At 70.6% G+C, this 21,817-nt stretch carries 17 protein-coding genes and 6 tRNA genes; 8 read left to right on the forward strand and 15 right to left on the reverse strand.

The annotated features are described in order from the left end of the window. Positions 1-22: 22 nt before the first annotated feature. The 3 genes from OG906_RS16600 to OG906_RS16610 form a co-directional block, all read right to left on the reverse strand. The gene (locus OG906_RS16600; RefSeq protein ID WP_443067389.1) at positions 23-1,063 is read right to left on the reverse strand and encodes a M23 family metallopeptidase; all 1,041 of its coding nucleotides are present in this window, start codon (positions 1,061-1,063) and stop codon (positions 23-25) included. 305 nt (positions 1,064-1,368) lie between these two features. Further along, positions 1,369-2,544, reverse strand: a complete 1,176-nt coding sequence (locus OG906_RS16605; protein WP_443067390.1) for a PP2C family protein-serine/threonine phosphatase — start codon at positions 2,542-2,544, stop codon at positions 1,369-1,371. A 207-nt stretch (positions 2,545-2,751) separates the two neighbouring features. Continuing rightward, a tRNA-Met gene (locus OG906_RS16610) sits at positions 2,752-2,825 on the reverse strand. Between the two features lie 335 nt (positions 2,826-3,160). Between OG906_RS16610 and OG906_RS16615 the strand changes: the two genes are divergently transcribed. Continuing rightward, a tRNA-Lys gene (locus tag OG906_RS16615) sits at positions 3,161-3,233 on the forward strand. Positions 3,234-3,499: 266 nt separating this feature from the next. Here the strand turns inward: OG906_RS16615 and OG906_RS16620 are convergent. The 5 genes from OG906_RS16620 to OG906_RS16640 all read right to left on the reverse strand — a co-directional run bounded on the left by OG906_RS16620 (position 3,500) and on the right by OG906_RS16640 (position 7,974). Further along, complete coding sequence (locus OG906_RS16620; RefSeq protein WP_329443645.1) at positions 3,500-5,827, reverse strand: DEAD/DEAH box helicase; 2,328 nt, start codon at positions 5,825-5,827, stop codon at positions 3,500-3,502. 266 nt (positions 5,828-6,093) lie between these two features. Then, complete coding sequence (locus OG906_RS16625) at positions 6,094-6,729, reverse strand: hypothetical protein (RefSeq protein WP_329443647.1); 636 nt, start codon at positions 6,727-6,729, stop codon at positions 6,094-6,096. Between the two features lie 48 nt (positions 6,730-6,777). Next, positions 6,778-7,152 carry a fluoride efflux transporter CrcB gene (gene crcB / locus OG906_RS16630; protein WP_329443649.1) on the reverse strand — a complete coding sequence of 125 codons (375 nt, stop codon included), beginning with the start codon at positions 7,150-7,152 and terminating at the stop codon, positions 6,778-6,780. Continuing rightward, positions 7,149-7,619: a fluoride efflux transporter FluC gene (locus tag OG906_RS16635; protein ID WP_443067391.1), complete on the reverse strand. Its 471-nt coding sequence runs from the start codon at positions 7,617-7,619 to the stop codon at positions 7,149-7,151. Before OG906_RS16635 ends, crcB begins: the two co-directional genes overlap by 4 nt. Before the next feature lie 4 nt (positions 7,620-7,623). After that, positions 7,624-7,974, reverse strand: a complete 351-nt coding sequence (locus tag OG906_RS16640; RefSeq protein WP_030012899.1) for a metallopeptidase family protein — start codon at positions 7,972-7,974, stop codon at positions 7,624-7,626. 103 nt (positions 7,975-8,077) lie between these two features. On the opposite strand from OG906_RS16640, the gene OG906_RS16645 reads away from it, so the two are divergent. The 3 genes from OG906_RS16645 to OG906_RS16655 all read left to right on the forward strand — a co-directional run bounded on the left by OG906_RS16645 (position 8,078) and on the right by OG906_RS16655 (position 8,358). Beyond that, a tRNA-Glu gene (locus OG906_RS16645) sits at positions 8,078-8,150 on the forward strand. A 38-nt stretch (positions 8,151-8,188) separates the two neighbouring features. Then, a tRNA-Asp gene (locus OG906_RS16650) sits at positions 8,189-8,262 on the forward strand. A 22-nt stretch (positions 8,263-8,284) separates the two neighbouring features. Continuing rightward, positions 8,285-8,358: transfer RNA gene (locus tag OG906_RS16655), tRNA-Phe, on the forward strand. A 40-nt stretch (positions 8,359-8,398) separates the two neighbouring features. On the opposite strand, the gene OG906_RS16660 is transcribed toward OG906_RS16655, so the two are convergent. The 3 genes from OG906_RS16660 to OG906_RS16670 form a co-directional block, all read right to left on the reverse strand. Then, entirely contained in the window at positions 8,399-9,268 is an 870-nt protein-coding gene (locus OG906_RS16660) for a cytochrome c biogenesis CcdA family protein (protein WP_329443652.1), read from the reverse strand. After that, complete coding sequence (locus tag OG906_RS16665; protein ID WP_329443654.1) at positions 9,265-10,008, reverse strand: DsbA family protein; 744 nt, start codon at positions 10,006-10,008, stop codon at positions 9,265-9,267. Before OG906_RS16665 ends, OG906_RS16660 begins: the two co-directional genes overlap by 4 nt. 61 nt (positions 10,009-10,069) lie before the next feature. Further along, positions 10,070-10,498 (reverse strand): hypothetical protein, encoded by a 429-nt coding sequence (locus tag OG906_RS16670; RefSeq protein WP_329443656.1) that lies wholly within the window; start codon positions 10,496-10,498, stop codon positions 10,070-10,072. A gap of 118 nt (positions 10,499-10,616) precedes the next feature. Here OG906_RS16670 and hrpA point away from each other — a divergent pair, with 118 nt between their 5' ends. Together hrpA and OG906_RS16680 are read left to right on the forward strand one after the other, a co-directional pair. Next, a complete protein-coding gene (gene hrpA, locus OG906_RS16675; RefSeq protein WP_329443658.1) occupies positions 10,617-14,540 on the forward strand; it encodes an ATP-dependent RNA helicase HrpA in 3,924 nt (1,307 codons plus the stop codon). Positions 14,541-14,609: 69 nt separating this feature from the next. After that, positions 14,610-14,683, forward strand: a tRNA-Asp gene (locus OG906_RS16680). Positions 14,684-15,412: 729 nt separating this feature from the next. On the opposite strand, the gene bldC is transcribed toward OG906_RS16680, so the two are convergent. Next, positions 15,413-15,619 (reverse strand): developmental transcriptional regulator BldC, encoded by a 207-nt coding sequence (gene bldC, locus OG906_RS16685; protein WP_003949541.1) that lies wholly within the window; start codon positions 15,617-15,619, stop codon positions 15,413-15,415. 546 nt (positions 15,620-16,165) lie between these two features. After that, positions 16,166-17,020, reverse strand: a complete 855-nt coding sequence (locus OG906_RS16690) for a DUF4213 domain-containing protein (protein ID WP_329443660.1) — start codon at positions 17,018-17,020, stop codon at positions 16,166-16,168. Positions 17,021-17,225: 205 nt separating this feature from the next. Here OG906_RS16690 and OG906_RS16695 point away from each other — a divergent pair, with 205 nt between their 5' ends. Beyond that, positions 17,226-18,320: a Leu/Phe/Val dehydrogenase gene (locus tag OG906_RS16695; protein WP_329443662.1), complete on the forward strand. Its 1,095-nt coding sequence runs from the start codon at positions 17,226-17,228 to the stop codon at positions 18,318-18,320. A gap of 289 nt (positions 18,321-18,609) precedes the next feature. Continuing rightward, the gene (locus OG906_RS16700; protein WP_267803333.1) at positions 18,610-18,879 is read left to right on the forward strand and encodes a DUF3073 domain-containing protein; all 270 of its coding nucleotides are present in this window, start codon (positions 18,610-18,612) and stop codon (positions 18,877-18,879) included. Positions 18,880-18,967: 88 nt separating this feature from the next. Here OG906_RS16700 and purM read toward each other — a convergent pair whose 3' ends face one another. Beyond that, the gene (gene purM / locus OG906_RS16705; protein ID WP_053680253.1) at positions 18,968-20,038 is read right to left on the reverse strand and encodes a phosphoribosylformylglycinamidine cyclo-ligase; all 1,071 of its coding nucleotides are present in this window, start codon (positions 20,036-20,038) and stop codon (positions 18,968-18,970) included. Positions 20,039-20,174: 136 nt separating this feature from the next. Further along, complete coding sequence (gene purF / locus OG906_RS16710; protein WP_267803332.1) at positions 20,175-21,692, reverse strand: amidophosphoribosyltransferase; 1,518 nt, start codon at positions 21,690-21,692, stop codon at positions 20,175-20,177. Positions 21,693-21,817 lie beyond the last annotated feature (125 nt).

The following is a 21,817-nucleotide window of genomic DNA, read 5'->3' on the forward strand; positions in this document are numbered from 1 at the left end:
GTCGGGGTCCCGGAGGGGCGGGTCAGACGTTGAGGCCCTTGGAGTTCAGCCAGGCGAGCGGGTCCATCGTGGAGCCGCCCTGGCGGACTTCGAGGTGGAGGTGGGCTCCGGTGACGTTGCCGGTGGCGCCGACGCGGCCGATGGTGTCGCCCGCGCCCACGGACCCGGAGGTCACCGACATCGAGGACAGGTGGCAGTACCAGATCTCGGTGCCGTCATCGAGCTGGAGCACGATCCGGTAGCCGTACGCCCCGGAGTAGCCGGCCGAGGTGATCTTCCCGCTGCCCACGGCCTTGACCGGGGTGCCGGTGGGGGCCGCGAAGTCGAGACCGGTGTGGTGGCCGGAGGACCACATGGAGCCGGAGTCGCCGTAGTGCGAGGTGAGCGTGTAGGCGGAGGTCGGCAGGACGAAGTCGCCGGAGGCCTGCGCGGGGCGTTCCGCCTCGGCCTTGGCCGCCGCGGCGGCTTCGGCGGCCGCCTTCTCCGCCGCGGCCCGGGCCTTCTCGGCCTTCTCGGCCTGCTCCGCCTTCTCGGCGGCCGCCTTCTCGGCCGCCTCCCGCTTGGCCTTGGCCTCCTGGGCGGCGGCTTCCTGCGCGGCGCGCTCGGCGTCCGCCCTGAGTCGGGCGTCGTCGTCGTGCGCCCGGGTCTCCGCCTGCTGGAGGATGCGGTTCAGCAGCGCCTCGCCGGCGTCGGCCTGGCCCTGGGTCCGCTCTCCCCCGCCGACCTGCTGCGGGATGCTCGCGGTCCGCGCGGCCTGCACGGTCTCGTCCGCGGCGCCGGAGGCGTGGTCGTCGTCGCCCAACAGATCGGGGAACGAGGGCATGGTGATGGCCACTTGGGGGCGGTCCTGCGCGGTGGCTATGCCGCCCGCGCCGACGGCGGCGATGACGCCGACACCGAGCACGGTCGAGCTGCGGGCCAGTCCGCCGCGCGGCTTGAGGACGCGGTGCTTGCCGCGGAGCGGCCGGGCCGAGTCCTCGGTCGGGTTCCACTCGCCCCAGGCGCCCGCCGTGGGCGACTCCTGGATGTAGACGCCGTCTTGGGCAGGCGAGTTGGAGGCCACGGGGGCACACTCCTCAAAGCAGGGGAACGCGCGCGGCGCCGTCTCTGGCGACGGCTGGGACGACCGCGCTGCGTTATCGAACGGTAATAGACGCGGGGGAGTGATTCCAAGCTGTTGCGATTGATCGTTAGCACCAATCGGCCACTGTCTGAACAGCCTTGGCCTGGACATTGAGCCCGATAATGGTCAACTCGGGCAAAAATCAATGCACACCCCCATCACTTCAGCCACAGTGGCGAAGTGACGACCTATCAGGCACTTAACGGAGCGCACCACTTCGGGCACGCTCCGTTACCACGAGGTCTTCACGTCGGATCCTCACGACTGACCACCGGAACCGTCCGACGACGCTCCGGCTGCCCCTGCGCCGGACGGCCCACCGCCAGCAGCGCCATGTCGTCGGTCGCGCCGCCGCCCGTGTGTCGGCGCACATCGCTGTTGAGCGCGTCGAGCAGTTCGTCCGGTCCGGGGAAGACCCTCCCCCGCAGCCGGCCCGCCGGGTCGTAGAACCTCCCCTCCGCGTCACGGGCCTCCGTCAACCCGTCCGTGTACAGCAGCAGCGTGCCGCCCTGGGGGAACGGCCATTCCTCCGCCCGGTCGGGCGAGAGCGCGCCCAGGCCCATGCCCAGCGGCAGCGCGCGCACCGCCGGCGTGAGCACGACCAGCGCCCCGTCGGGATGCAGCAGCAACGGCTCGGGATGGCCCCGGTTGACGAGCCGCAGCACCGCGGAATCCTTCGGGACCTCGCCGAGCACACACGTCGTGAACCCCTCCACCGCGTCCAGGCTGTCGCGCCGCATCCCCTCCCGGGCCAACGCGCGCTCCAGCCTCCGTGCGAGCGCCTCCAGCGTCGGCTCGTACTCCGCCGCCTCCCGGAAGGCGCCCAACACCACCGCGACGGCCTCCACCGCGGCCAGCCCCTTGCCGCGCACGTCACCCACCACCAGCCGCACCCCGTACGGGGTCTCCTGGACGGCATACAGGTCCCCGCCGATGAAGGCGTCCGCCTGTGCCGCCTCGTACGAGGCCGCGACGTGCAGCCCCCCGATCCGATCGGCGGGCGTCGGCAGCACGGCCCGCTGCGCGGCCTCGGCGATCCCGCGCGCCGAGGCGAGCTCCTTGCCGCTGCGCCGTACGACGCGGTTGATCAGGAGCGCCAACCCGGAGACGGTGACCACCGTCGCCAGCTCGGTCACCGACTCGGCCCGCCCACTGGTGCCGTTGTAGAGGTGCAGGGCGACGACTGCGAGGGAGGCGGCCAGGCCCGTCAGGAACGTCGTGCGCAGCGAGAACAGCGGCGCCGCGATCAGCGGGGCCGCGGAGAAGAACGGGGATCCCGTGAAACTCGGCGGCGTCACCAGGTCGAAGACGAACCCCAGGGCGATCAGGATCGCCGGCAGCACCCGGACCACCAGCCGGGACACTCCGCCCCCGGCACCGGTCGCACCCGCGTCCTCGCCCTGCCGGCCCAGCCCCACCACGCCGTCTCCTGCCGCCCGGTCCCTCGCACGGGTGCGGGCCACCGCCGCATCGCCCCTCAAGGCTGGCGTCGGGAAGGCCCGCGGGCGACCGGGCCGGGGCCGTACGGGTGACGAAAACACGGACGGCGGGTGAGAGCGAAGGCGCGGCCGGAGTGCGGCAACGACGAAGGCCCGGCCCCCCTGAGGGGACCGGGCCTTCGTACTGAGTAGCGGGGGCAGGATTTGAACCTACGACCTCTGGGTTATGAGCCCAGCGAGCTACCGAGCTGCTCCACCCCGCGTCGGTAAACACAACTCTACGTCATGTGGGGGACGGTCCCCGCCAATTAACCCCCCGGGGACCCCCTGGAACGCCATCACCGCAGGTCAGAGGCGCTGAGAACGGATCCGAGACGGCCCTCGGAGAGCCTCGCGCGGGCCCGCCCCGCCGGTGGGGAGCACGCGCCGCGCCGGTCGGACGGGCCCTCACGAGGGCTCCGAGGCGGGCGGATCCGCCGCGTGCGCGCGCGAGCGAGGGTCGCCGACCACCGGTGGCGGGAAACCGCCGGGCCGCTCCGGTCGATACCCGATCGGCCTCGCGCCCCTCTGCGGCTATGCTCTGGGGTGAGCACGCCGAGGGCCATTAGCTCAATTGGCAGAGCAGCGGACTTTTAATCCGTTGGTTGTCGGTTCGAGTCCGACATGGCCTACAGCTCGCGGTCGGGGGTCACGCCTCCGACCTGGCACAGAGCGCCCCGTCTGGTTTCGGCCAGGCGGGGCGCTCCGTCGTTTCCGGGTGCTGCCGGGCGCAGTTGGCGCGTTGCGACGCTCCGGTACCGAACGGCCGCCCCGGGCCCGCAGTGTGACGCGCGCGGCCGTCGAGGGGCCCGTACAAGAACGGGACCGGGAACGGGAACGGCCCCCACCGCACCGGAGTGCCGTGGGGGCCGAGCCCGTGTCAGATGACGCTCAGACGTCAGCCGTTGCGCTTCCAGCGCGGCTTGTCGTCACGACGGCCGCCGAAGGAACCGGTCGAGCCGGTCGAACCGGAGCCGGAGGGACGGTTGTCGTCACGACGGCCGTAGGGGCGGTCGCCGGCGCCGCCGGAGCGGAAGCCACCGGACGGACGGTCGCCACCGGAGCGGAAGCCACCGGAGGGACGGTCGCCGCCGGAGCGGAAGCCGCCACGGTCGCCGCCGCGGTCGTCACGGTTGAAGCCGCCCGAGGGACGGTCGTCACGGCGGAAGCCGCCACGGTCGCCGCCGCGGTCGTCACGGTTGAAGCCGCCCGAGGGACGGTCGTCGCGACGGAAGCCGCCACCACGGTTGTCGTCACGGCGGTCGCCACCGGAACGGAAACCACCGGACGGACGGTCGCCACCGGAGCGGAAGCCACCGGAGGGACGGTCGCCGCCGCGGTCGTCACGGTTGAAGCCACCGGAGGGACGGTCGTCGCGACGGAAGCCGCCACCACGGTTGTCATCGCGGCGGTCGCCACCGGAACGGAAACCACCGGACGGACGGTCACCACCGGAGCGGAAGCCGCCACCACGGTTGTCGTCACGGCGGTCGCCACCGGAACGGAAACCACCGGACGGACGGTCACCACCGGAGCGGAAGCCGCCACGGTCGCCACCGCGGTCACCGCGGTCGTCGCGACGGTTGTCACGACGCTCGAAGTTGCCGCGGTCGTCACGACGCTCGAAGGTGCGCTCCTGGACGACGGGCTCGGCCACGGCGGCCGCGACCTCGGCCTCGGCGGCCTCGACCACCTCGGCGACAGCGGCGTCCGGGTCCTCGCCACGCTCGCGGGCGGAGCGGGCGACGAGGCGGTCGGCCTCTTCGCGCAGCTCGCCGGCGCGGCGGGTCAGGCGCTCCAGCTGCTTGGTGAGGTCGGCGACCTCACGCTCGGCCTGCTTGGCGGCGTTGTTCGCGGAGTCGGCCTGGACCTGCGTCAGCGAACGCGCGCCGGTGATCTCGGCGACCTCGGGGTCGAAGGCGCCGACGCCCTGGACGATGTGGCGCGAGGCGTCGACGCCCGCGTCCTCCATCAGGCGGAAGATCTGGCGACGCTGGTGCGGGAGCGCCAGCGACACGACGACACCGGACTTGCCGGCGCGGGCGGTACGGCCCGAGCGGTGCAGGTAGTCCTTGTGGTCGCCGGCCGGGTCCACGTTCAGGACCAGGTCGATGCCGTCGACGTGGATGCCGCGGGCGGCGACGTCGGTGGCGACGAGCGCGTTGACGTAGCCGTCCTTGAAGTCGGCGAGGACGCGGGTACGGGCGCCCTGCGTCATGCCGCCGTGCAGCGCGTCGGCCTTCACGCCGGCCTCGATGAGCTGCTCGGCGATGCGGTCGGCGCCCAGCTGGGTGCGGACGAAGATGATCGTGCGGCCCTTGCGGGCGGCGATCGCGGCCGTGACGGGCGCCTTGTCCTTCGGCTTCACGACGAGGACGTGGTGGGTCATGGTCGTGACGTTGCCCTGCGCGCTGTCGACCTCGTGCGTGACGGGGTTCGTCAGGTAGCGCTTGACCAGGGTGCCGATCTCGTTCTCCATGGTGGCGGAGAAGAGCATGCGCTGGCCGCCGCCGGGGATCTGGTCGAGCAGCTCGGTGACCTCGGGCAGGAAGCCCAGGTCGGCCATCTGGTCGGCCTCGTCGAGGACCGCGACCTGGACGTTCGCCAGGGAGCAGGCACCGCGGTTGATGATGTCGCGCAGACGGCCCGGGGTGGCGACGAGGACGTCGACACCGCGCTCCAGAGCGAAGATCTGGTTGCTCATGGAGGTACCGCCGCAGACGACCTTCATCTTGAGGCCGAGCACGTCGCCGTAGGGCTGGAGGGCGTCCGCGACCTGCATCGCGAGCTCACGGGTCGGCGTGAGGATGATCGCGCGGGGCTTCTTCTTCTCCGTGTGACCGCCGGCCAGGGAGGCCAGGGTCGGCAGACCGAAGGAGAGGGTCTTGCCGGAGCCGGTGCGGCCTCGGCCGAGGATGTCCTTGCCGGCCAGGGCGTCCGGGATGGTCGCGGCCTGGATCGGGAAGGGGCTCGTGACGCCGTTCTGGGCGAGCTTGCGCACGATGCCGTCCGGCAGACCGAGGTCGCTGAAGGTGATGGTGGGTTCGGCGTCGGCCTCGTCGGCCTCGTCGATGGACTGGTCGGTCACGTCGGCCTCAAGAGCCTCGATGATCTCGTTCGCCTCAGCGGCCTCGATGGCCTCGGTGACCGCGAGGGTCTCGGCGGTGACGATCTCGTTCGAGTCGTTCTCGGGCATGACGGTGCGGTCAGAACTGGAAATGGACATGCGAAATGCGAAACCTTCCGGAGTCTCGGCACGCGCCCAAACTCCGTGAATCGCAAATCGACCGCCTCAATGCGGTCAGCCACGGCTAGGGAGTACGCGCCACACGGCGCTCTTCGGATTCGGCGCCGGGCAATGGGATCAAACGATCTATAACCATACGCACCCTCCTGGGGGTCTGGCAAGTCACTCCCCCCAAGAGGCACCTGACCTGCGACGATCCCCGGAGGACAGAGCCGGACAACCGCCGACCAACCTCCCCGATACGACTACCCGACGACCGGAGGACTGGGCTCCGGCTGGGGCGGCGTGGGCTCCGGGGTGGGCTGTGTCACAGGCGGTTCGGGAGTGGGGTCCACCACAGGCGGAGTGGGATTCGACCCTCCGGATCCACCGGCGGCCGCGCCACCGCCGGAACCCGATCCCGACCCCGATCCCGTACCGGCGGAACCCGAGCCGCCCGAACCGGCGGCACCACCGGCGGCCGAGCCCCCGCCCGTCGGCTGCTGCGGCCCCTGGCCACCCGCCCCGCCGCCCGGCCCGGCCGACGGCGAGGGAGCGCCCGGCTTGACGGGCGCGCCCGGGCTGGGCGAGGCCCCGGTCGCGCCGGAGGCCTTGCCCGGCTCGACGGCCTTGCCGTCGGGGGTGGTTCCCGTACCGTCCTTGGCGCCGTGGCCGTTGCCGTGGACGCCGGAACCCCGCCCGGATACGGTGCCGCCGGCCGAGGCGGCGGCGTCCTTGGCGCCGACCGAGGCGGAGGGGCCGGGTTTCGCGGCGTTCTCGCCGACGCTCATGCAGCCTGCCGATGCCGTCACCGCGAGCGCGGTGACGGCCAATCGGAGGGAAGCGGACAACTGGCGCACGGGTGGCACCTCCGGGACGGGGAGCAGCGGAGCGTTCCGCATGAGCGGGTCAATGTGCCCAACTCCCCGTACCCCGTAAGAGACACGCCCTCAGCCGAAGAGCCGGCCGGCCACCTGTGCGCCCAGGTGTACGGCGCCCAGCCCCACCAGCACCGACGCCAGGACGTTCGCCGCGGCGAGGAACCGGTCGCCGCGCTCGACCAGTCGCAGGGTCTCGTACGAGAACGTCGAGTACGTGCTGAGCGCCCCGCACAGTCCGGTGCCGAGCAGCAGGCCGAGCCGCGAGGAGGCCGCCCCGGCCAGCGTCGCCCCGGCCAGCGCCCCCAACACCAGGCAGGCGGCGGCGTTCACGACGAACGTGCCCCAGGGGAAGAGCGAGTCGTGGCGGCCGCGCACGGCCCGGTCGGTGAGGTACCGCAGCGGCGCCCCGATCGCGGCGCCGGCCACCACCAGCAGCCAGTTCACGCCCGCCCCCGTTCCCGCAGCGCCGCCCGGGTCGTCGCCGCGCCGGCCCAGACCGCGCCCAGCGCGGCCACCACCGTCAGCCCGGCGTACGTCAGCGCGGTCCCCACGAGGCCCTCGTCGAGCAGCCCGGAGAACTCCAGGGCGTAGGTGGAGAAGGTGGTGAAGCCGCCGAGCACCCCGACGCCCAGGCAGGGCCGCAGGAGCGGGTGCGGCGAGGTGCGGCCGCCCTCGGCGATCGCGGCCGTGAGCACGCCGATCAGCGCGCAGCCCACGACGTTGACCCAGAAGGTGTCCCAGGGAAAGGTCCCGGGGGCCGCCGGCCACAGCAGGGCCGCGCCGTAGCGCGCCGAGGCGCCGATCGCCCCGCCGACCGCGACGGCCGCGAGGACGCGTCCCTGCGGTTCGGTGCTCCCGGGTGGATCGGCGTCGGGGTCGATCGACGCGGCGTCCTCGTCGGTGCCGGTCACCGGCTCACCCGTAGCCGAGGGCGTGCAGTCGCTCGTCGTCGATCCCGAAGTGGTGGGCGATCTCGTGGACCACGGTGACCTCCGTCTCCGCGACCACGCTCTCCCGGTCCTCGCACATCCGCAACGTGGGGTTGCGGTAGATCGTGATCCGGTCGGGCAGCACCCCGGCGTACCACTCGCCGCGGTCGGTGAGCGGGGTCCCCTCGTAGAGCCCGAGGAGCTCCGGATCGTCTGCGGGCGGTTCGTCCTCGACGAAGACCGCCACGTTGTCCATCAGCCGCGTGAGCTCCGGCGGAATCCGGTCCAAGGCCTCTGCGACGAGCTCTTCGAACTCCTCGCGCGTCATCTCCAGCACCCCGTCATTGTCGCTCCGGGGGAAACCGTTTTGGCGATAGCTCCCCGGATCCCATATGCTTCTCACGTCCCCGACGCGCTGCAAAGTGCCCGGCGGGCCTTTAGCCCTCATCGTCTAGTGGCCCAGGACGCCGCCCTTTCAAGGCGGTAGCACGGGTTCGAATCCCGTTGGGGGTACGCAAAACCGTGTGCGAGACTTGTCTCGCACATTGCAAGGACCTGTGGAGCAGTTGGTTAGCTCGCCACCCTGTCAAGGTGGAGGTCGCGGGTTCAAGTCCCGTCAGGTTCGCTGAAGCTCGTAAGAGTTTCGTGGCTGGGTAGCTCAGTTGGTACGAGCGATCGCCTGAAAAGCGATAGGTCGCCGGTTCGACCCCGGCCCCAGCCACAAGAAAGAAGGCCCCGTCCTCGGACGGGGCCTTCTTGCGTCACTCCTCCGTCACCTCCACCGCGTCCTTCACGTGCGCCGCGTCCTTCGCGCTCCGGACCGCGCGGCGCCACTGCGTCAGGGCGATCGCCCCCGCGGCGGCGGCGACCAGGCCGAGCAGCGCCCAGTCCGGTACCGCGTCGGCGATCGAGCGGACCCGCTGCTCCACCGCGAACGAGTCGTCCACGTCCAGCAGTCCGGGCAGCGCGCTCGCCCCGTCGTAGATCAGGAACAGCGCGCCCAGGGTGATGAAGAACAACCCCGACAGCACCGAGGTGGTGTGCAGCCCCAGCCGGCCCACCCGGATGGTCCGGCCGCGCAGCCAGCGCTTGCGGCCCAGCTCGAAGCGGTCCCACAGCAGGGCCAGCAGGAACAGCGGCGCGGCCATCCCGAAGGCGTAGACGGCCAGCAGCAGGCCGCCGTAGACCGGACTGCCGCTGACGGCGGCCACGGTCAGCACGCTGCCGAGGATCGGGCCGGCGCAGAATCCGGCCAGGCCGTAGACCGCGCCGAGCGCGTACACCGACAGCGCGGTGGTCGGCCGGATCCGTCCGGAGAGCTCCGCGATCCGCCGGGAGGCGAAGCCCAGGCCGAGGATCTGCGCGATCCCGAGCGCGATGATCAGCCAGCCGCCGACGAGGACGAGGGTCTCGCGGTTGCCGTGGAAGAAACGGCCCGCGTACGAGCCGGCCGCGCCCAGCGGTACGAGGGTGCTCGCCAGGCCCGCGTAGAAGATCCCGGTGCGGGCCAGCAGCCGTGACGTGGAGTCGATCGAGTACGCGAAGAAGGCGGGCAGCAGCAGGGCGCTGCACGGGCTGAGCAGCGCGAGGAGGCCGCCCAGCAGGGCGGCCAGGTATCCGATGTCGGTCACTTCCGGGCCGCCGCCTCGGCGCGGGCGATGGCGGCCTCGAAGGCGTCGACGGGCTGCGCGCCGGCGAGGGGCTGCCCGTTGACCAGGAACGACGGGGTGGAGGTGACGCCGATGCGGTAACCCTCCTCCTGGTCGGCGCGCACCGCCGCGGCGGCCTCCTCGCCGGCCATGTCCCGCTTGAAGCGCTCCAGGTCGGGCACCCCGGCCTCGCGGGCCAGCTCGGTCAGTCGGGCCTCGCCGAAGCCCTTCTCCTTGGCTCCGTCGGCGTAGGCCGCCGAGTGGAACCGCTCGAAGCGGTCCTGTCGGCCCGCCGCCCAGGCGGCCTTGGCGGCGGCCTCGGACTCCGCGCCGAAGATCGGGAAGTTGCGCCACTCGATGCGCAGGGTGCCGGCCTCCACGTACTTCTTCACCAGTTCGGGTTCGGTGTCCCGGGCGAACTTGCCGCAGTAGCCGCACTTGAAGTCGGAGTACTCGATCAGCACGACGGGCGCGTCGGCGCGGCCGACGGCGAGCTTGTCGCCGGCGTCGCGGCGGGCGAGCTTCAGCAGTTCGGGGTTGGCCTGCGGCGCGGGCCGGGCGGAGGCGGAGGCGGCGTCGCCCGCGCCGCTTCGCTCCTCGGGGGCGGTGGCCTGCCAGGAGACCAGGCCGAGGGTGACGGCGGCGATCGCGACGCCGGCCGCGATCAGCAGGTGCCTGTGCGGGGAGGGCTTGCGGGAGGAAGGGGAGGGGGAAGGGGACATGCGGATGCTCCGGAGCTGCGAGTGCGGGTGGAAGGACGGACCGGCGGAACGACCGGTCCTCCTAGACCCGCAACACGGACAGTTCCACGGGACCCGGCGTCGATCGGTCGGGCCCGCGGACGAGGACCCGTACGGGTGTCGTCCGCCAGGCGGCCGGCTGCTCCGCCGCGACCCGGGCGGCCGGGGCGGCGTGTTGCGGGTCGCCGCAGCGGGGCGGCACGGCCGGGATCCTGCCGTGGTCCCCGCCGCCGGGAGCGCAGGACGGGCCCTGCCCGGAGCCCACCGAGGCGGCGGGCCGCGGTGTCGTGGCGGGGCGCGAAGAGTCGGCCGGCACTGGAGCGGTCGGTACGAGAGCGGTGGCCCGCGCGAAGGTCGTCGTCGCGCCGGCGGCCTTCGGGGGGCCGCCCACGGCCGCCGTCGCCGGGAGCCCGGCGAGCAGCACCGCGAGGAGGGCGCCCAGCAGGCACCACACTCCCCGGGCGCGGAACATGGCGGGCCTCTCACTCGTACGGCAGGCGGGTTCAGGTGATCTCGTCCCGAAATGGTACGGGGAGGGGGCACAAATGCGTTCGCCACCCGGCACTCCCGGGTGAGATCCTCGACCAGGTATGTCTACTTCCTTCGCCGCCCTGCAGACGCTTCTCGGTGAGATCTCCCTCCGCGACGCGCACCGCCTCGGCCGCCGCCTCGAGGGCGCCCGCCGTATCCGCAAGCCCGAGGCCAAGCAGGCCGTGCTCGACGAGATCGCCGCGGAGGCCGAGAAGGCCGCCGCGCGTCTGGCCGGCCGTGCCTCGCGCAAGCCGGAGATCACGTATCCCGAAAACCTTCCCGTCAGCCAGAAGAAGGACGAGATCGCCGAGGCGATACGCGACCACCAGGTCGTGATCGTCGCCGGCGAGACCGGTTCCGGCAAGACCACGCAGATCCCCAAGATCTGCATGGAGCTGGGTCGCGGGGTCCGGGGCATGATCGGGCACACCCAGCCCCGCCGGATCGCCGCGCGCACGGTCGCGGAGCGGATCGCGGAGGAGCTGAAGTCCGAGATCGGGCAGACGGTCGGTTGGAAGGTCCGCTTCACCGACCAGGTGGATCAGGACGCGACCTTCGTCAAGCTGATGACGGACGGCATCCTGCTCGCGGAGGTCCAGACGGACCGCGAGCTGCGCGCCTACGACACGATCATCATCGACGAGGCCCACGAGCGGTCGCTGAACATCGACTTCCTGCTCGGCTACCTGGCCACGCTGCTGCCCAAGCGCCCCGACCTCAAGGTCGTCATCACCTCGGCGACCATCGACCCGGAGCGGTTCTCGCGGCATTTCGGGGACGCGCCGATCGTCGAGGTCAGCGGACGCACGTATCCGGTGGAGGTCCGCTACCGCCCGCTCCTGGAGGAGGAGGGCGACGACTCCGACCGGGACCAGATCACGGCGATCTGCGAGGCCGTGGACGAGCTGCAGTCCGAGGGGCCGGGCGACGTCCTGGTCTTCCTCTCCGGCGAACGGGAGATCCGCGACACGGCGGACGCCCTGAACAAGCGCAACCTGCGGTTCACGGAAGTGCTGCCGCTCTACGCCCGTCTCTCGCACGCCGAGCAGCACCGGGTCTTCCAGCAGCACACGGGCCGCCGGATCGTCCTCGCGACGAACGTGGCCGAGACCTCGCTGACCGTCCCGGGCATCAAGTACGTGATCGACCCGGGCAACGCCCGGATCTCCCGCTACAGCCACCGCACCAAGGTGCAGCGGCTGCCCATCGAGCGGATCTCGCAGGCCAGCGCCAACCAGCGCAAGGGCCGCTGCGGCCGTACGAGCGACGGCATCTGCATCCGGCTGTACTCCGAGGACGATTTCCTCTCCCGCCCCGAGTTCACGGACGCGGAGATCCTGCGCACCAACCTGGCCTCGGTCATCCTCCAGATGACCGCCGCCGGTCTCGGCGAGATCGAGAAGTTCCCCTTCATCGACCCGCCGGACCATCGCAACATCCGCGACGGCGTCCAGCTCCTCCAGGAACTCGGCGCCCTCGACCCGGCCGAGAAGGACCACACCAAGCGGCTCACGCCGATGGGCCGACAGCTGTCCCAGCTCCCGGTGGACCCGCGGCTGGCGCGCATGGTGGTGGAGGCGGACAAGAACAACTGCGTCCGCGAGGTCATGGTCATCGCGGCGGCGCTGTCCATCCAGGACCCGCGCGAGCGGCCCTCGGACAAGCAGACGCAGGCGGACCAGAACCACGCCCGCTTCAAGGACGCGACCAGCGACTTCCTCTCGTTCCTGAACATGTGGCGCTACGTGCGCGAGCAGCAGAAGGAGCGCGGCTCGTCCTCGTTCCGCCGGATGTGCAAGCAGGAGTACCTGAACTTCCTGCGGATCCGCGAGTGGCAGGACATCTACTCGCAGCTGCGCACGGTGGCGAAGTCGATGGGGATCCACGTCAACGAGGCAGACGCCCCCGAGCAGCACGTGCACATCTCGCTGCTGGCGGGTCTGCTGTCGCACATCGGCCTGAAGGACACCGACAAGAACGAGTACCTCGGCGCGCGGTCGGCCAAGTTCGCGATCTTCCCCGGGTCCTCGCTCTTCAAGAAGCAGCCCAAGTTCCTGATGTCGGCGGAACTGGTGGAGACCTCGCGGTTGTGGGCGCGGGTGAACGCCAAGGTGGAGCCCGAGTGGGTGGAGCCGCTGGCGCAGCACCTGATCAAGCGCACCTACAGCGAGCCGCACTGGGAGAAGGACCAGGCGGCCGTGATGGCGTACGAGAAGGTCACGCTGTACGGCGTGCCGATCGTCGCCCAGCGGAAGATCAACTACGGCCGAATCGACGCCGAGGTCTCGCGCGAGCTGTTCATTCGCAACGCCCTGGTCGAGGGTGACTGGCGCACGCACCACAAGTTCTACGCCGACAACCGCAAGCTCCTCACCGAGGTGGAGGAGCTGGAGAACCGGGCGCGGCGCCGCGACATCGTGGTGGACGACGAGACCCTCTTCGACTTCTACGACCAGCGGATCCCCGAGCACGTGGTCTCCGGGGCGCACTTCGACTCCTGGTGGAAGCACAAGAAGCGGGACGAGCCCGAACTGCTCGACTTCGAGCGCGAGATGCTCCTGACGGAGAAGGCGGCCGGGGTCACCAAGGCCGACTATCCGGACTCCTGGCTCCAGGGGCCGCTGAAGTTCCGGGTGACCTACCAGTTCGAGCCCGGCGCGGACGCGGACGGCGTGACCGTCCACATCCCGCTCCAGGTGCTGAACCAGGTCACCGAGGAGGGCTTCGACTGGCAGATCCCGGGGCTGCGGGAGGAGGTCGTCACGGAGCTGATCCGTTCTCTGCCGAAGCCGATCCGCCGGCACTACGTGCCCGCGCCGAACTTCGCGACGCGCTTCCTGGCCACGGCCCACCCGATGCAGGAGCCCCTGCACGTGACGCTGGCCCGGGAGCTGCACCGGATGGTCGGAGTGCCGGTGTCCGCCGACGACTTCGACCTGAGCCGCATCCCGGACCATCTGAAGATCACCTTCCGGATCGTCGACGAGCGCCGCAAGAACCTCGCGGAGGACAAGGACCTGGAGGCCCTGCGGCTGAGGCTCAAGCCGAAGGCCCGCCAGGCCCTGTCCAAGGCCGCCGCGGCGACCGCCGAGCGGGCGGGCGGGGAGTCCGTCGAGCGTTCCGGGCTGACCGACTGGACCATCGGGACGCTGAGCAAGGTCTTCGAGACCCGGCGGGCGGGTCAGCCGGTGAAGGCGTACCCGGCGCTGGTGGACGCGGGTGCCAGCGTGTCCGTACGGCTCTTCGACACGGAGGCCGAACAGCGGCAGGCGATGTGGCTCGGCACCCGGCGGCTGATCCTGCTCAACATCCCGGTGAATCCGGCGAAGTTCGCCTCGGACAAGCTCACCAACCAGCAGAAGCTCGCCCTCTCGCGCAATCCGCACGGTTCCATCCAGGCGCTGTTCGACGACTGCGCGACGGCGGCCACCGACCGGCTGATCGCCGCCCACGGCGGCCCGGCCTGGGACGAGGCCGGCTTCCGCAAGCTCTTCGACGCGGTGCGAGCGGACCTGGTGGACACCACCGTGCGGACGGTGGACCAGGTGCAACAGGTGCTGGCCGCCTGGCAGGCCTGTGAACGGCGCCTGAAGGCCACCAACAGCCTGGCCCTGATGGCGAACGTCCAGGACGCCAGGACGCAGCTGGCGGCGCTGATGCCGGCCGGCTTCGTGACGCTGACCGGGCTGAAGCGGCTGCCGGACCTGATGCGCTACCTGGTGGCGATCGACCGACGGCTCCAACAGATGCCGACGGGCGTCCAGCGCGACACCACGCGCATGGAGAAGGTCCACGAGATGCGGGACGAGTACCTGTGGCTGCTGGAGCAGCTGCCGAAGGGTCGGCCCGTGCCCGAGGCGGTCACCGAGATCCGGTGGATGATCGAGGAACTGCGCGTCAGCTACTTCGCGCACGCGCTCGGGACGGCGTATCCGATCTCCGACAAGCGCATCGTGAAGGCGGTGGATGCGGCCGCCCCCTGATCGGGTTCGACTGCACCCCCTGAGCTGTTGTACAGTCTGATTCGTAACCGCCCAGCGGCTACAAATCAAGGACCTGTGGAGCAGTTGGTTAGCTCGCCACCCTGTCAAGGTGGAGGTCGCGGGTTCAAGTCCCGTCAGGTTCGCAGAAACGTCAGGGCCCGTATCCCTCAGGGGATACGGGCCCTGGCGCGTTGAGGGTCCATTCGGCGTTCGCCACCGGATCCATGTGCCGGTCCCTTCGGCGAGGTACGGGTCATCCGGGTGCCACGTCGGGGCGGTTCGCCCGTCGAACGCCTGAGGGGCGCGGGACGGGCCGGAGGCCCGTGGATCACATCCGCGGCCCGACAGGCGCGCAGAGGGGCCCTGGAGGCCTTTCCGGGGGCCCCGGCCGTCCCGTCCGGCCCCTCGACCCCCACCGGTCACGTTCCCGTCTCATCGCGTCGGCCCCCCTTGCCGCGTCCCGCCGCGCTCTCGCGTCCGAGTGGGCGGCCGACGGCCGGCGTCGGACGAAACCCCCCGTCCGCATGACGCGCCCTGTCGCTCCCGTCCCCTTACGGGGTGCATTGCCGGGTATACAAGAGTGATCAGCTGTGACGGGTGTCACCACATGAGTTTTTGAGACTCGCACATTTATCGCAGTCATACGCCCGCTCGATTTTATATGTGCAATGGCACCCACCCCCGCAGAGCTCCCTGGAGCACCGCGCTTTCGCCGCCCTCCGGACATAAAAAAGATCGCGCTGGACCCGGCGGAGTCCAGCGCGATCGAACAGCGGAACCTGTTGGGGCAGGCCCTGCCGTTTGAAGCTTTTGGGTTTCATCGGATTGGGGGACCCGATTCAGACCCGTCAAAAAGGTCCTGCTTGCGAGCCTCAGGCCTCGCTGCGCTGCTGCGGAATTCCCGCGAGCAGTGCGCGAACCTCAGCCTCGCGGTAACGGCGGTGTCCACCCAGGGTGCGGATGGACGTGAGCTTGCCAGCCTTGGCCCAGCGGGTGACCGTCTTCGGGTCCACGCGGAACATCGTGGCAACCTCAGCCGGGGTCAGCAGCGGCTCGGCATCAGGGGTGCGAGCGGTCATGAGCGGCCTCCTCGGGAGAACCGAACCATCTCGGTTCTTTCCTCTAAATTCTGCACCTTGGCCCACGTTGCCCGAAATGGACATACGCAGGCCGAGTCGGTTATAGGACGAACGGCTTGTCCTCGGCACTACAACTACACCATCCGTCCAGCCTCGACGGCCAAACCGATGGAATTGCCCTCCGAGGTGTTCATCAGCGGCGGAAGCCGATGGACCGTCCCATAACGGACAGTCACCCCACTGTGACGATCAGTCACAGAGCGATCAGGAGTCGTCAGACCCCCCATAGAGTGCAATACCGAGCATTCCGCCCTTACTTGGACGGAAGGAACCCTCCCCGGACTCCTTGTCCTATTTTGGCACGAGGGTAGGGGAAGGGCGCAAGGGTGTAGATAGTGCGGTCCGTCACGCTTGGGCCAATGGCCCGTATCGGGACGTAGGTCCCGGCACTAAGACCCCAATACCGTGATCAAGGCTCTGATCTGCGACTTATGGCCGATCGGACGATACGGGCGATACGGCGGGCACGCCAGGGGTCTCCGGGACCTAATTTGCGAACAGTCTCTCCCGGACCGCCCCCCAGCGCTCCGCGAGCTCCCCGTACGTCCGGGCCGCGCCCTCCCGGTCCCCGGCCCGCAGCTCCGCGATCCCCCGCGCCAGATCCCGCGCCGAGCGGTCCTCGGCCAGCCCGGCCTCCGGCAGGGTGTGCGCCAGTCCGCCGTAGTCCAGCTCGACCATCGAGCGCGGGTGGAACTCCTCCAGCCAGCTGCCGACCTCCACCAGGCCCTCCGTGAGCATGCCGTACCCCTCCGCCTCGCGCAGGGTCCGCAGCCCCCGGGCGAGCCGGCGCCGGGCCTGCACCATCGGGGTGCGGTAGCGCAGCCGCTCGCCCGGGAGGTACTCCCGTTCCTCGTCGGACACCAGCACGAACCACCGCAGCGGGACCTGCCAGACCCCGGTCCGGATCCACGGGCGGCCGTCCGGGTTCCGCTCGCGCCACGCCTCGTACTCCTCGGTCGCCCGACGGCGGGCGGCCGGGGGCAGCGCCGCGTCCAGCACCGGGCCCGGGAACCACTCCACGAGTTCCTCCAGCGCCAGCCAGCCGCGCAGCCTGGTCCGCCACGGGCAGACCAGCAGCGTCCCGTCCCACTCGGTGGTGAAGGCGTCGGCGCTCTCGTGCCGGGGGACCGCGACCAGGGGCACCCGCACCAAGTCCGCCAGCGACCGGCGCAGTTCGTCCTGGGCGGTCGGGGTGTCGGCCCGCCGGGCGTAGTCGGCCCAGTGCGTGCGCTCCGGTTCGGGGAAGGCCGCCAGTGGCTCGTAGACGCGCAGGTAGGAGGCGTAGGGAACGGTCGGTGCGGGGCGCGCGGAGGGCGGCCGGGGGTCGGGGGATTCGCTCACGCTCTCGTACTCCCCCGCGCCGGTCGGCGGTACTCCGGCGGGCACCCGCGAGGTCGCCGGGACCGCGCCCGGGACCCGGGAGTGTTTCGATCCCCGGACAGGACGCCTGCGCGGGCCCCTCAGGTCTTACGCTGCTCCCAGCGCGCCCTCCCCCACCCGCAGGGGGGCGTCTTCCCGCCGCATCTCTTCCATGGGAGTCACCACCGTGACCGAAATGACCGACGGCGTCCTGCACACCCTGTTCCGCACGGAACAGGGCGGCCACGAGCAAGTCGTGCTGTGCCAGGACCGAGCCACCGGCCTCAAGGCTGTCATCGCCATCCACTCCACCGCCCTGGGCCCGGCCCTCGGTGGTACCCGCTTCCACGCCTACGCCTCGGACGGGGAGGCCGTCCTCGACGCGCTGAACCTCGCGCGCGGCATGTCGTACAAGAACGCCCTCGCCGGCCTCGACCACGGCGGCGGCAAGGCCGTGATCATCGGCGACCCGGACATCCTCAAGAGCGAGGAACTGCTGCTGGCCTACGGCCGGTTCGTGGAGTCCCTCGGCGGCCGCTACGTGACGGCCTGCGACGTCGGCACGTACGTCGCGGACATGGACGTGGTGGCCCGCGAGACCCGCTGGGCGACCGGCCGCTCCCCCGAGAACGGCGGCGCCGGCGACTCCTCGGTCCTCACCTCGTACGGCGTCTTCCAGGGCATGCGCGCGAGCGCCCAGCACCTGTGGGGCGACCCGACCCTGCGCGGCCGCAAGGTCGCCGTCGCGGGCGTCGGCAAGGTCGGCCGGCACCTGGTGGAGCACCTGCTGGAGGACGGCGCGGAGGTCGTCATCACCGACGTCCGACGCGAGTCGGTGCAGGAGATCCTCGACCGGCACCCGGGTCGGGTGACCGCCGCCTTCGACACGGACTCGCTGATCCGCACCGAGGGCCTGGACATCTACGCCCCGTGCGCGCTGGGCGGTGCGCTCAACGACGCCTCGGTGCCGGTGCTGACCGCCAAGGTCGTCTGTGGCGCGGCGAACAACCAGCTCGCCCACCCGGGTGTGGAGAAGGACCTCGCGGACCGCGGGATCCTCTACGCCCCCGACTACGTGGTCAACGCGGGCGGGGTCATCCAGGTCGCCGACGAGCTCCACGGCTTCGACTTCGACCGGTGCAAGGCCAAGGCGTCGAAGATCTTCGACACCACGCTGGCCATATTCACACGTGCGAAGGAAGACGGGATCCCGCCGGCCGCCGCGGCCGACCGGATCGCCGAGCAGCGGATGGCCGACGCGCGCGGCGTCGTCGCGGTCTGACCCCTTCCGAGGGTGCTCGGGACCCGCCGGAGGCGCAGGGGAGACGGAACTCACTGTCCTTCGGCGGGTCGCCCGCCAGGAAAGGGTTAAAATCGCAGCTGACCAGCGAGTACGGGGTGTCTCGTTGGTACTGCATCGGCGCGCGTGATGCGGGCGGCGTACCGTACGGCCGCTGAAGCAGGTACCGTTGAACCCCTACGGACGGTCTCTCCACGGAGAGCCCGCTCCGAACCATGAACGCGTGTCAGACTCTGGGGCCGTCGAGCCCCGTCACCGAGGGGGTCGAGCCATGGGGCGCGGCCGGGCCAAGGCCAAGCAGACAAAGGTCGCCCGCCAGCTGAAGTACAACAGCGGCGGGACTGACCTCTCGCGTCTGGCCAATGAGCTGGGCGCATCGCCGACAGAGCCGCTGCCCGTCAGCGCGCCGGTCGAGGTCGATGACGATCTGGATGATGACGAAGACGACCCGTACGCCAAGTACGCGGCCCTCTACAACGGCGATGACGACGAGGACGAGGACGATGAGTCCGGTCCTTCGGCGCAGCGCCGCGGCGCTTGACGCTCTCTCGACGTCTGCGTAGGCAATAAGTCTCAAAAGTACTGAAACCCGGTCCAGGGCCTCGCCCCGGACCGGGTTTCAGTGCTGCTCAGCTCGCGTAGGAACCGGTCAGGGTCGCGCCTTCGGTGTGGTCGCCCCGGTCCAGGATCTCGCCGGCGACCCAGGCGTCCACGCCGCGGTCGGCCAGCGCGGTCAGGGCCACGTCCACCGACTCCTGCGGGACCACGGCCATCATGCCGACGCCCATGTTGAGCGTCTTCTCCAGCTCCAGGCGCTCCACCTGTCCGGCCTTGCCGACCAGGTCGAAGATCGCACCGGGGGCCCAGGTCGCACGGTCGACCGTGGCGTGCAGGTGGTCCGGGATCACCCGCGCCAGGTTCGCGGCGAGGCCGCCGCCCGTGATGTGCGAGTACGCGTGGACCTCGGCCGTGCGGGTGAGGGCGAGACAGTCCAGCGAGTAGATCTTGGTCGGCTCCAGCAGCTCCTCGCCGAGGGTCCGGCCGAGCTCCTCGACGTGACCTTCCAGGGGCATTCCGGCGCGGTCCAGGAGGACATGCCGGACCAGCGAGTACCCGTTCGAGTGAAGACCGGAGGAGGCCATCGCGATGACGGCGTCCCCCGTACGGATGCGATCCGCGCCCAGCAGCCGGTCGTACTCGACGACTCCGGTGCCGGCGCCCGCCACGTCGAAGTCGTCGGGGCCCAGGAGACCCGGGTGCTCGGCGGTCTCGCCGCCCACGAGGGCGCAGCCGGCGAGGACGCACCCCTCCGCGATGCCCTTCACGATGGCCGCGACACGCTCGGGGTGGACCTTGCCGACGCAGATGTAGTCCGTCATGAAGAGCGGCTCGGCGCCACAGACGACGATGTCGTCCATGACCATCGCGACCAGGTCGTGGCCGATGGTGTCGTACACGCCGAGGCGGCGGGCGATGTCCACCTTGGTGCCGACGCCGTCGGTGGCGGAGGCGAGCAGGGGGCGCTCGTAGCGCTTGAGGGCGGAGGCGTCGAAGAGGCCGGCGAAACCGCCGAGGCCGCCGAGGACCTCGGGGCGCTGCGTCTTCTTCACCCACTCCTTCATGAGTTCGACGGCGCGGTCGCCCGCTTCGATGTCGACACCTGCTGCTGCGTAGCTGGCACCGGTGGTCTTCTCTGTCATGACAGGAGAGAGCTTTCGTGTCGTTACTGCGGGTGGTGCACAGCCCTGGGAGAAGCTTGAAAGACAGGGCCGGGCGCAGGTCGAGCTGGGGCCGAGCCGGTCCGACCCGACCTGGTGCGGTCGGGTCGGACGAGGGCTACGGGCGCCGGAGCGCGTCGGCGGCGTCGGTGCCGCCGGCGAGTTCGGTCTCCAGGAGCTGCTTGCCGAGGAGCTGCGGGTCGGGCAGTTCCATCGGGTACTCGCCGTCGAAGCAGGCACGGCAGAGGTTCGGCTTCTGGATGGTGGTCGCCTCGACCATCGCGTCGAGCGAGATGTACGAGAGCGAGTCGGCACCCATCGACGTGGCGATCTCGTCGACGGTCATGCCGTTCGCGATGAGCTCGGCCCGGGTGGCGAAGTCGATGCCGAAGAAGCACGGCCACTTCACCGGCGGCGAGGAGATCCGGATGTGGACCTCCGCCGCGCCGGCCTCGCGGAGCATCTTGACCAGGGCGCGCTGGGTGTTGCCGCGGACGATCGAGTCGTCCACGACCACCAGGCGCTTGCCCCGGATGACTTCCTTGAGCGGGTTGAGCTTGAGGCGGATGCCGAGCTGGCGGATCGTCTGCGAGGGCTGGATGAAGGTCCGGCCCACGTAGGCGTTCTTGACCAGGCCGACGCCGTACGGGATCCCGCTGGCCTCGGCGTAGCCGACGGCGGCGGGCGTGCCGGACTCCGGCGTCGCTATCACCAGGTCGGCGTCGACCGGGGCTTCCTTGGCGAGGCGCCGACCCATCTCGACACGCGAGAGGTAGACGTTCCGGCCGGCGATGTCGGTGTCCGGGCGCGCCAGGTAGACGTACTCGAACACGCAACCCTTGGGCTTCGCTTCTGCGAATCGGGAGCTGCGCAGGCCGTTCTCGTCGATCGCGATGAGCTCGCCCGGCTCGACCTCGCGGACGAAGCTGGCGCCGCAGATGTCGAGGGCGGCGGTCTCACTGGCGACCACCCAGCCGCGGTCCAGGCGGCCGAGGACCAGCGGGCGGATGCCCTGCGGGTCACGGGCGGTGTAGAGGGTTCCCTCGTCCATGAACACGAGCGAGAACGCGCCCTTGACCTGAGGCAGGACCTTGGTGGCCGACTCCTCGATGGTCAGGGGCTTGCCCTCGTCGTCGACCTGGCCGGCCAGCAGTGCGGTGACCAGGTCGGTGTCATTGGTGGCCGCCACCTGGGTGGCGCGGCCGTCCTGACGGGGGAGGTCGGCGACCATCTCGGCGAGCTCGGCGGTGTTCACCAGGTTGCCGTTGTGACCCAGGGCAATGGAGCCGTGGGCGGTCGCGCGGAAAGTGGGCTGCGCGTTCTCCCAGACGGAGGCTCCGGTGGTCGAGTAGCGGGCGTGACCGACCGCGATGTGACCTTGGAGCGAGCCGAGAGAGGTTTCGTCGAAGACTTGGGAAACGAGGCCCATGTCCTTGAAGACGAGGATCTGGGAACCGTTGCTCACAGCGATTCCCGCGGACTCTTGTCCGCGGTGCTGCAGCGCATACAGTCCGAAGTAGGTGAGCTTGGCGACCTCTTCACCCGGAGCCCAGACACCGAAGACGCCGCAAGCGTCCTGGGGGCCCTTTTCGCCGGGGAGCAGGTCGTGGTTGAGTCGTCCATCACCACGAGGCACGCTCCCGAGTGTAGGCGAGATCGACCACTGGTCCGAATTGGGGACGGCCCGTAAAAGTCACAGTGCGGACAGTCGGGTAACCCGTGCGGAGGGTGACTGTCTCGATATCCGGAATGCCCTGGTTG

The sequence above is a fragment of the Streptomyces sp. NBC_01426 genome (genome assembly GCF_036231985.1).
Classification (GTDB): Bacteria; Actinomycetota; Actinomycetes; order Streptomycetales; family Streptomycetaceae; genus Streptomyces.